Origin of the sequence: Streptococcus sp. VTCC 12905 (assembly GCF_049893385.1) — a bacterium.
In the GTDB taxonomy this organism is placed as follows: domain Bacteria; phylum Bacillota; class Bacilli; order Lactobacillales; family Streptococcaceae; genus Streptococcus; species Streptococcus suis_AA.
This window is the reverse complement of the sequence record NZ_JBMVJC010000011.1, coordinates 49,450-57,853: the sequence shown is the minus strand read 5'-3', so window position 1 is coordinate 57,853 and position 8,404 is coordinate 49,450. Positions and strand designations below refer to the sequence as shown.

Annotated in this window: 9 protein-coding genes; 2 read left to right on the top strand and 7 right to left on the bottom strand. The window is 39.6% G+C overall.

Features of this window, described 5'->3' with window-relative positions; genetic code table 11:
- Positions 1-315 precede the first annotated feature (315 nt).
- On the bottom strand, positions 316-1,623 hold the full coding sequence (gene eno, locus ACPC58_RS05555; protein WP_024391935.1) for a surface-displayed alpha-enolase: 1,308 nt from the start codon (positions 1,621-1,623) through the stop codon (positions 316-318).
- Positions 1,624-1,772: 149 nt separating this feature from the next.
- Here eno and ACPC58_RS05550 point away from each other — a divergent pair, with 149 nt between their 5' ends.
- Entirely contained in the window at positions 1,773-2,225 is a 453-nt protein-coding gene (locus ACPC58_RS05550; protein ID WP_289648635.1) for a DUF1694 domain-containing protein, read from the top strand.
- 77 nt (positions 2,226-2,302) lie between these two features.
- On the opposite strand, the gene ACPC58_RS05545 is transcribed toward ACPC58_RS05550, so the two are convergent.
- On the bottom strand, positions 2,303-2,461 hold the full coding sequence (locus tag ACPC58_RS05545; protein ID WP_171988812.1) for a hypothetical protein: 159 nt from the start codon (positions 2,459-2,461) through the stop codon (positions 2,303-2,305).
- Positions 2,452-3,579, bottom strand: coding sequence for a glycerate kinase family protein (locus ACPC58_RS05540; protein WP_434065483.1), 1,128 nt, complete (start codon positions 3,577-3,579; stop codon positions 2,452-2,454). Before ACPC58_RS05540 ends, ACPC58_RS05545 begins: the two co-directional genes overlap by 10 nt.
- 109 nt (positions 3,580-3,688) lie before the next feature.
- On the opposite strand from ACPC58_RS05540, the gene ACPC58_RS05535 reads away from it, so the two are divergent.
- On the top strand, positions 3,689-4,333 hold the full coding sequence (locus tag ACPC58_RS05535; protein WP_277837082.1) for an HAD family hydrolase: 645 nt from the start codon (positions 3,689-3,691) through the stop codon (positions 4,331-4,333).
- 515 nt (positions 4,334-4,848) lie between these two features.
- Here the strand turns inward: ACPC58_RS05535 and ACPC58_RS05530 are convergent.
- Genes ACPC58_RS05530 through ACPC58_RS05515 form a run of 4 tightly spaced genes read right to left on the bottom strand, consistent with a single transcriptional unit; the run spans position 4,849 to position 8,160 of the window.
- Entirely contained in the window at positions 4,849-5,559 is a 711-nt protein-coding gene (locus ACPC58_RS05530) for an ABC transporter ATP-binding protein (RefSeq protein ID WP_217374000.1), read from the bottom strand.
- Positions 5,559-6,323 (bottom strand): ABC transporter ATP-binding protein, encoded by a 765-nt coding sequence (locus ACPC58_RS05525; protein WP_024391941.1) that lies wholly within the window; start codon positions 6,321-6,323, stop codon positions 5,559-5,561. Before ACPC58_RS05525 ends, ACPC58_RS05530 begins: the two co-directional genes overlap by 1 nt.
- Positions 6,323-7,270 carry a branched-chain amino acid ABC transporter permease gene (locus ACPC58_RS05520; RefSeq protein ID WP_274504105.1) on the bottom strand — a complete coding sequence of 316 codons (948 nt, stop codon included), beginning with the start codon at positions 7,268-7,270 and terminating at the stop codon, positions 6,323-6,325. The genes ACPC58_RS05525 and ACPC58_RS05520 overlap by 1 nt, the downstream gene beginning before the upstream one ends.
- Before the next feature lie 2 nt (positions 7,271-7,272).
- Positions 7,273-8,160 carry a branched-chain amino acid ABC transporter permease gene (locus ACPC58_RS05515; RefSeq protein ID WP_434065482.1) on the bottom strand — a complete coding sequence of 296 codons (888 nt, stop codon included), beginning with the start codon at positions 8,158-8,160 and terminating at the stop codon, positions 7,273-7,275.
- Between the last annotated feature and the right edge of the window lie 244 nt (positions 8,161-8,404).

Below are 8,404 nucleotides of genomic sequence, written 5' to 3'. Positions count from 1 at the left end.
AGCAATATTTAATTCCAAACTAAGCTGATTTGTGTTATACTGTTTATACATTTTCATGCCTTTCTAGTTGTTTTGTGATTATTATAATTATAAAGCATGAAGTGGAAAACGAGCAACTCCTAATTGGAACTGCTCGTTTTTTTATTGTGAGAAGCTAGTTTTTGCCCAGCCCCTCTTATTATAACCCTCGCTATTCTAGCTCGGGGATAAAACAGTCTCCCAGACATCGTAAAACAAGTCCGAATATTTTCGGACTTGTTCTAACTATAACCCTCGTTATACTAACTCGGGGATAAATTAGTACACTGTACTAATTTATTTTCTAAGGTTGTAGAATGAGTTCAAGCCTTTGTAGACAGCAACTTCACCAAGTTGATCTTCAATACGAAGCAATTGGTTGTATTTAGCAATACGGTCTGTACGTGACAATGAACCTGTTTTGATTTGGCCAGCGTTAGTTGCAACTGCGATGTCAGCGATTGTTGAATCTTCAGTTTCACCTGAACGGTGTGATACAACGGCAGTGTAACCAGCTTCTTTAGCCATTTCGATAGCTTCAAATGTTTCAGTAAGAGTACCGATTTGGTTAACTTTGATAAGGATTGAGTTAGCAGCACCTTCTTTGATACCACGTGCAAGGTAGTCAGTGTTTGTTACGAAGAAGTCGTCACCAACCAATTGAACGCGTTTGCCAAGGCGCTCAGTAAGAGCTTTCCAGCCATCCCAGTCGTTTTCATCCATACCATCTTCGATAGTGATGATTGGGTATTTGTTAACCAATTCTTCAAGGTAGTCGATTTGTTCTGCAGATGTACGAACAGCAGCGCCTTCACCTTCGAATTTAGTGTAATCGTAAACTTTACGTTCTTTGTCGAAGAATTCAGATGATGCACAGTCGAAACCGATCATAATGCCGTTTTCGCCAGCTTCGTATCCAGCAGCTTCGATAGCTTCGATGATTGTTTCAACGCCATCTTCAGTACCTTCAAATTTAGGAGCGAAACCACCTTCGTCACCAACAGCTGTTACCAAACCACGAGCTTTCAAGATTTTTTTCAAAGCGTGGAATACTTCAGCACCCCAACGAAGACCTTCTTTGAATGATGGAGCACCAACTGGTACAATCATGAATTCTTGGAAAGCGATTGGAGCGTCAGAGTGAGAACCACCGTTGATGATGTTCATCATTGGAGTTGGCAATACTTTAGTGTTGAATCCGCCAAGGTAAGTGTAAAGTGGCACTTCAAGGTAGTCAGCGGCAGCACGCGCAACAGCGATAGAAACACCGAGGATTGCGTTTGCACCCAATTTACCTTTATTAGGAGTACCGTCAAGAGCGATCATAGCGCGGTCGATAGCTTGTTGATCACGAACGTCGAAACCGATGATAGCATCAGCAATCACGTTGTTCACGTTGTCAACAGCTTTTTGAGTACCAAGACCAAGGTAACGTGATTTGTCACCGTCGCGAAGCTCAACTGCTTCGTGCTCACCAGTAGAAGCTCCTGAAGGAACCATACCACGTCCGAAAGCACCTGATTCAGTATAAACTTCAACTTCAAGTGTAGGGTTACCGCGTGAGTCAAGGACTTCGCGAGCGTAAACATCAGTAATAATTGACATTATATTACTCTCCTTTGAGTTTAAAATTGTTACATTGCTATCATACCCTAAAATACGTTATTTTTCAAGAAAAAGTCGGTATTTTTACAGAATGAAACAATGTAAACGCCTTCCTTTTTTCTTACATAGTTTTATGTTATACTAATATTATGAATAACGATATAAATACAAGTATTTTAAGAAAGGCTTCCGGGGAAACTCGTCTAAATCCGGATGAACAACGTCTGTACATGGGAACCTACCGGGAGCGGATTGTTCTCCTACTTTCTTTTGACGAATTGGCAAAGGAACAGGTCTCTCAAGATTTCAATCAGATTTGCCAAAAATTAGTTAGTAACTACCAACCGCTCTTTCTTAAACTATCCCCCTCTCTATCAGATAAGCAACAGATTTCGCTGATGAAAGTGGCACAAACTCACAGCATTACTTCAGCTATTATTGACGAGAAAGTTGGTCAATCACCATATGCTTTGATTTTTCATACTGACCATGCTGTAGATAGAGAAGATGTTACCTTAGAATCAGTATTTCCAAATATTTTCTTAATACAAGATAAAAAGGAAGATACAAAACCTTCCTTCTGGAAAAAATTATTTGGATAGACTGATTTATCAATGAACAAAAATAAGTACAAGACAAATAATCATACTTAATAAACACAGAATTCCTGGCAATCTGCCTATATCATTTTTTCATTGAAAAAGAAAATAGAATCATTTCCTTTCAATACATTCGATTCTGTCCCTCTTTCATTCTTAGAAAGACTTACAAGGGTTTGCAGCTTTGCCAGACAAATTAGAATAAATAAGATAGTTGCCATTGATTTCATCAATTCCATCTTAGAGTTCCTCCTAATTGAATTACTCTTGCCACCTGTTCTGCTGTACGGATCAGGTTTTTTTCTGCATTTTTGAGCGTGTGTTCTAAACTGTCAACACTTGCGATGATAGGAAATGCGGCGCAGATATTTTCAAAAGGAAAATCAGGTAGATCATCTTTGAGACTGCCACATATCGCAATGATAGGAACTCCATCTGGTGTTCGTCGAGCCACTCCTATCGGAGTTTTCCCTGCTAGACTCTGGATATCCATCCGACCCTCACCCACAATAACAAGATCAGCCTCAGCAACTCGGTGATCAAAACTCAATTGATTCATGACAAAATCTACACCCTTTTGGATATGTGCACCAGCAAATTGGACCAATCCAGCAGCCATACCTCCACCAGCACCTGCTCCACTTACAGCAAGTATTTCGGGATTCACATTATTATAAAACTCAGCCATTTCTTCATCAATACGTTCAAACTCTTCAGGCGCTAGACCTTTCTGACCCGCAAAAACATAAGTTGCACCCAATGGCCCACAAAGTGGATTATTCACATCCGTAACCAAGTCAATCCTAACTTGGGATAGGTCCACCAACATTTCGTCTGTTGAATAGCGTACTATCTTTCCCAAATGAGCACCAATAGCCTCGACCTCATCTCCATCACAGTCATAAAATCTAACACCAAGACCTGATGCCATACCAATGCCACCATCATGACTAGCAGATCCGCCAACACCAATTAAAATTCTCTGAGCTCCATTTTGCACAAGTTCAACGATTAGCTCTCCAATTCCTTCTGTTTTGAGCAAAAGCGGATTTCTTTTTTTGTGTGGAATACTGCCAAGGCCAACTATTGCAGCCATTTCAAACACTGCAAGGTCATCTTTCATCGCATAGGTAACCTTGACTTTGTCTCCAAATGGACCAGTAACATAGGTATGTTTCACATCCAGCGATAAGGCATCTGTCAAACTCTCAACAGTACCTTCCCCACCATCACCCAAGGGAAGTAAGTCATAGCTTGCATGAGGATAAACCTTTGAAAATCCAAGTTTAATCGCTTCAGCGACCTGTGCTGCTGAGAGAGATTCTTTAAACGAATCTGGCGCTATGAGAATATACATAGTGGACCAACCTCCTTTATATTAATAGTATACCATTCCCAAAAGAAGCTTTCAATAATTCCTATCAGATTTTAAAAGAGTATGATATACTGAAAGAAAGGAGGCAGCTATGTATCAAACTATATTATTTGATTTAGATGGAACATTAACAGATTCTGGTCAAGGCATTTTAAATTCCGTTGCCTTTGCACTCGAAAAAATGGGGATTGAAGAAACGAAGCCAGATCATTTGAGACGGTTCATCGGACCGCCACTCTATGAATCTTTTTCACAGTTCTATCAATTGAACCCGGAAGAAACACAGGCTGCAGTCGATGCTTTTCGCATCTATTTTAAAGAAAAGGGAATGTTTGAAAATCAACTTTATCCTGGAATTGTTCTACTTCTTGAAAAGTTAAAGTCTGCCGGCAAAACCCTTGTGATTGCTACTTCGAAACCGGAATTATTCGCAAAACAAATCCTTAAACATTTTGAAATTGATCATTTTTTTGATGTGATTGCGGGAGCAAGTCTGGACAATAGTCGTATCAGTAAGGCAGATGTGATTGCATATGCGCTGAAACAATTAGGCAATTTTCCTCAACCTGCAGTCATGGTCGGTGACAGAGAGCATGATATAGAAGGTGCTCACATGAACCAACTTCCTGCAATCGGAGTTCTTTACGGCTATGGAAATACTGAAGAGTTTGAAAAAGCAGGTGCGACTTGTATTGTAAAGAATGTAGCTCAACTGAGTGATTTTCTTCTAAGTTAATACACTTACCGAAAATTTTATATTTTTCCATGCACAGTTGTCATAAAAATTCAGTAGTTATTTTTTGTCAATAGATATTGTTTAAGGGAATTGGTATCAAATGCATAAATCATATCATTAAATATTCTTACAATGGAGAATTACCAAACACTCTCAAAAACAACGATAGGAATTTGTACCTAAGCAATACTTACCCAAAAAGTATTCTACTACATAATGTTAAACAACCACTTAAAAACAATTTTAAAAATGTTTTCGAGTGGTTGTTTCTTTATGATAAAAGAAAAATAAAAACATACTCTCCTTTGAATCGCGACAACTTCCTATTATTTCGTTGTTTGTTTTCAAAACATGATACTTCACTGTGTTGAGAGCGAAATCGTTAACTGATTACAGCTTTGAAAGACTTTTTCTTTTCCTATTTCCAACCTAAAAAAGTCCACCGAACCTTGATATATAGAAAAACGCCTGCCGGCGTTTCTCATTTCCTACCTAAAAAGGTCCCCCGGACCTTTTTAGCCACCCAGATATGCTTTTTTGACTTCTTCTGAGGCGAGGAGTTCTTTTCCTGTTCCTGAGACGACGACTTTTCCTGTTTCGAGGACGTAGCCGCGGTCAGCGATGGCGAGGGCTTTGTTGGCATTTTGTTCAATCAAGAGAACAGTTGTGCCTTGTTTTTGAATATCTTGGATAATATCAAAAATTTCTTGGATGAAGATTGGTGCTAGTCCCATTGAAGGTTCATCAAGGAGCAAGAGTTTTGGTTGGCTCATGAGTGCACGTCCCATTGCTAACATCTGTTGTTCACCACCTGATAGGGTAGCAGCATCCTGATTTTTTCGTTCTTCCAAGCGTGGGAAACGAGCAAATATTTTCTTCAAGTTTGCTTGGTTCTCTTCACGATTATTGCGTAGGAAGGCACCCATCTCCAAGTTTTCCATAACGGTCAAACCTGCAAAAACATGACGGCCTTCTGGAACTTGTGATAAACCATCTGCTACAATTTTACGGGCTGGAACTTTTTGAATCTCATTTCCAAGGAAAGAAATCGTTCCTGAAGATGGGCGAACAAGTCCAGAAATCGTACGAAGGATAGAGGTTTTACCTGCACCATTGGCACCAATCAAGGTAACGACCTCTCCTTCGTTTACTTCAAATGATACATTTTTTACCGCCTCAATGACGCCATAATGTACCGATAAATTTTCAACTTTTAACATTGGCATTAGGCTTCACCTCCGAGGTATGCTTCAATGACACGTTTGTTGCTACGGATTTCTGCAGGAGTTCCATGCGCGATTAAACGGCCATATTCCAATACATAAATTCGCTCTGTAACTTCCATAACCAGACTCATATCATGTTCAATCAACATGATTGTGATGTTAAATTCTTCCTTGATTTTACGGATGAGTTGGGTCAATTCTGCTGTTTCTTGTGGGTTCATACCAGCTGCAGGTTCATCCAAGAAAAGAATTTTTGGTTCAGTCGCAAGAGCACGAACGATTTCCAAACGACGTTGTTGACCGTATGGAAGGTTTTTAGCTAGAGTATCTGCATCGCCATCCAAATCAAAAATTTTCAAAAGTTCAATCGCTTTTGTTTTCAAGGATTCTTCATTCTTATAGAATGCTGGAAGACGGAAAAAACTTGCAAAAACTTCTGCTTTCCCATGGTTGCCAAGACCAATCAAAACATTTTCTAAAACGGTCATGTTTTTGAAGAGTCGGATATTTTGGAATGTCCGACCAAGACCAAGTGAGGCGATTTTTGATGGCGCTTTACCATTTAAAAGTGTACCAGCAAGAGTGATTGTACCTTCGCTCGGTTCATAAACTCCAGTTAAAAGGTTAAAAAGCGTTGTTTTACCAGCACCGTTAGGACCGATAAGCCCAACCAATTCTCCTTCATGGAGCTCCATGGTTACATCACCAACAGCAGTTAGTCCACCGAAGTTCTTGGTTAAATCTTTTACTTCAAGTAATACCATTACTTAACCTCCTTCTTCTTGAGTAGAGCTGCTACGCTAAATTCTTTGGTTCCTAAAAGACCACCAGGACGGAAGATCATCAAAAGAATCAGTGCCAATGAGTAAATGATCATTGAAATATCTGAATAACTCTTCAAGAAGACGTTCAAGATACCAAGTACAATAGCTGCCACAAAGGTACCAGTGATTGAACCCAAACCACCTAATACAATGACAATCAAAATATTCACTGAAGTCATGAAGGCAAAGTCTTTAGGAACAATTGTTCCAACATAACCTGCATGGAGACCACCTGCAATGGCTGCTGTCATGGCACCGAAGACAAAGGCTGAAACCTTAACAAATGTCGGATTAACACCGACAGACTCAGCTGCAATTTCGTCCTCACGAACTGAAATCGTTGCTCTTCCCATTGGGCTACGTAAGAAGTTTACTGTTACCAAGGTTGTGATAATAACAAAAATATAAACTAAAGGCCAGCTTGTAAAGAGTGGAATAGACATGATACCAGCTGCACCGTTGGTAAGACTTCCACCGTTGATAATCAAAATACGAATGATTTCTGCAACACCAAGAGTCGCAATTGCAAGATAGTCACCCTTTAAGCGCAAGGTTGGGATACCAACCAACAAAGCAACTGCACCTGAAATCAACATTCCAACAATCAACGCAATAGCAAATCCACCGTAGGATGGCATCATTTTACCAATAATCCCGACAGAATATGCTCCAATAGCCATAAAACCAGCATGACCTAGAGAAAATTGACCAGAGAAACCAACAATCAAGTTTAAACCAACTGCCAAGATAATTTGAATACCGATTTGTTGCACAATTTGGATATAGTAGAAGTTTAAAATCCCTGCTGCAACAAGACCTTGAATCAGACCAAAACCAGCTAAAAAGATAGCCAACCAAATCGCATTAACTTTTAAATTTTGCTTCATGGTTACACCTTCTCTTTCACATTCTTACCAAGGATACCACTCGGACGTACCAAGAGGATGATAATAAGCACAGCGTACACGATTGCATCACGGAATGTATCTAAACTTATCACATAGGTGAAGGTTTCAATAATACCGATAACAAATCCACCAAGAGCCGCACCTGGAATAATACCAATACCACCTAATACCGCAGCAACAAAGGCTTTCAAACCTGGTGTCATCCCCATCAAAGGCTCGACTTGGTTGTAATAAAGGCCTAAAAGAACACCGGCTGCACCAGCAAGGGCTGATCCAAGAGCAAAAGTAAAGCTGATCGTACGGTTTACGTTAATCCCCATCAACTGCGCTGCATCACTATCAACTGAAACCGCACGCATGGCTTTCCCCATTTTTGTACGCTTCACGATTAATTGTAGAGCAATCATCAAGAACAATGAGACACCAAGAATAATCAACTGAATATTGGTTACAGAAACTGGACCCAAGTGGAAGGTTACTGCCTCAATTGCTTGTGGGAATGCTTTTACATCAGCCGAAAAGAACTTAATCATAGTGTATTCCAGGAAGAAAGAAACTCCGATAGCTGTAATCAAGGCAGCAATACGTGTTGAATTTCGCAAAGGACGATAGGCCAAAAACTCTATTACAACACCGAGAATAGCTGTTCCTACCATTGCCAGAATAAGTGCAATAAAGAAACGAGTTCCTCCATCGGCAATAAACGTTAAATTATTTAATAGAAAATACCCCATAAACGCACCCATCATGTATAGGTCACCGTGGGCAAAGTTAATGAGTTTGATGATTCCGTACACCATGGTATACCCAAGGGCTAATAGTGCGTAAACAGAACCAAGAATCAAACCATTGACAAGTTGTTGAAGCATAGGTTCACCAATCTTTCTAAATATTTTTCTAGCTCAGTAAGCATTATTACATTATACAAAATTTTCTGAAAATAAGCAAGTTCGATTGCCACTCATCAGCCACATAAAGGGTAAAATAAATCTGAGCTAATCAAACAGTTATGTCCACTCAAAAGTCTGCATTGTCTCCTTAAAATTCGTATGATCAATTTGTACAAGCAGAAGAATAAACACTTTTTAAGCGATGTAGCAAAGATAACATAAT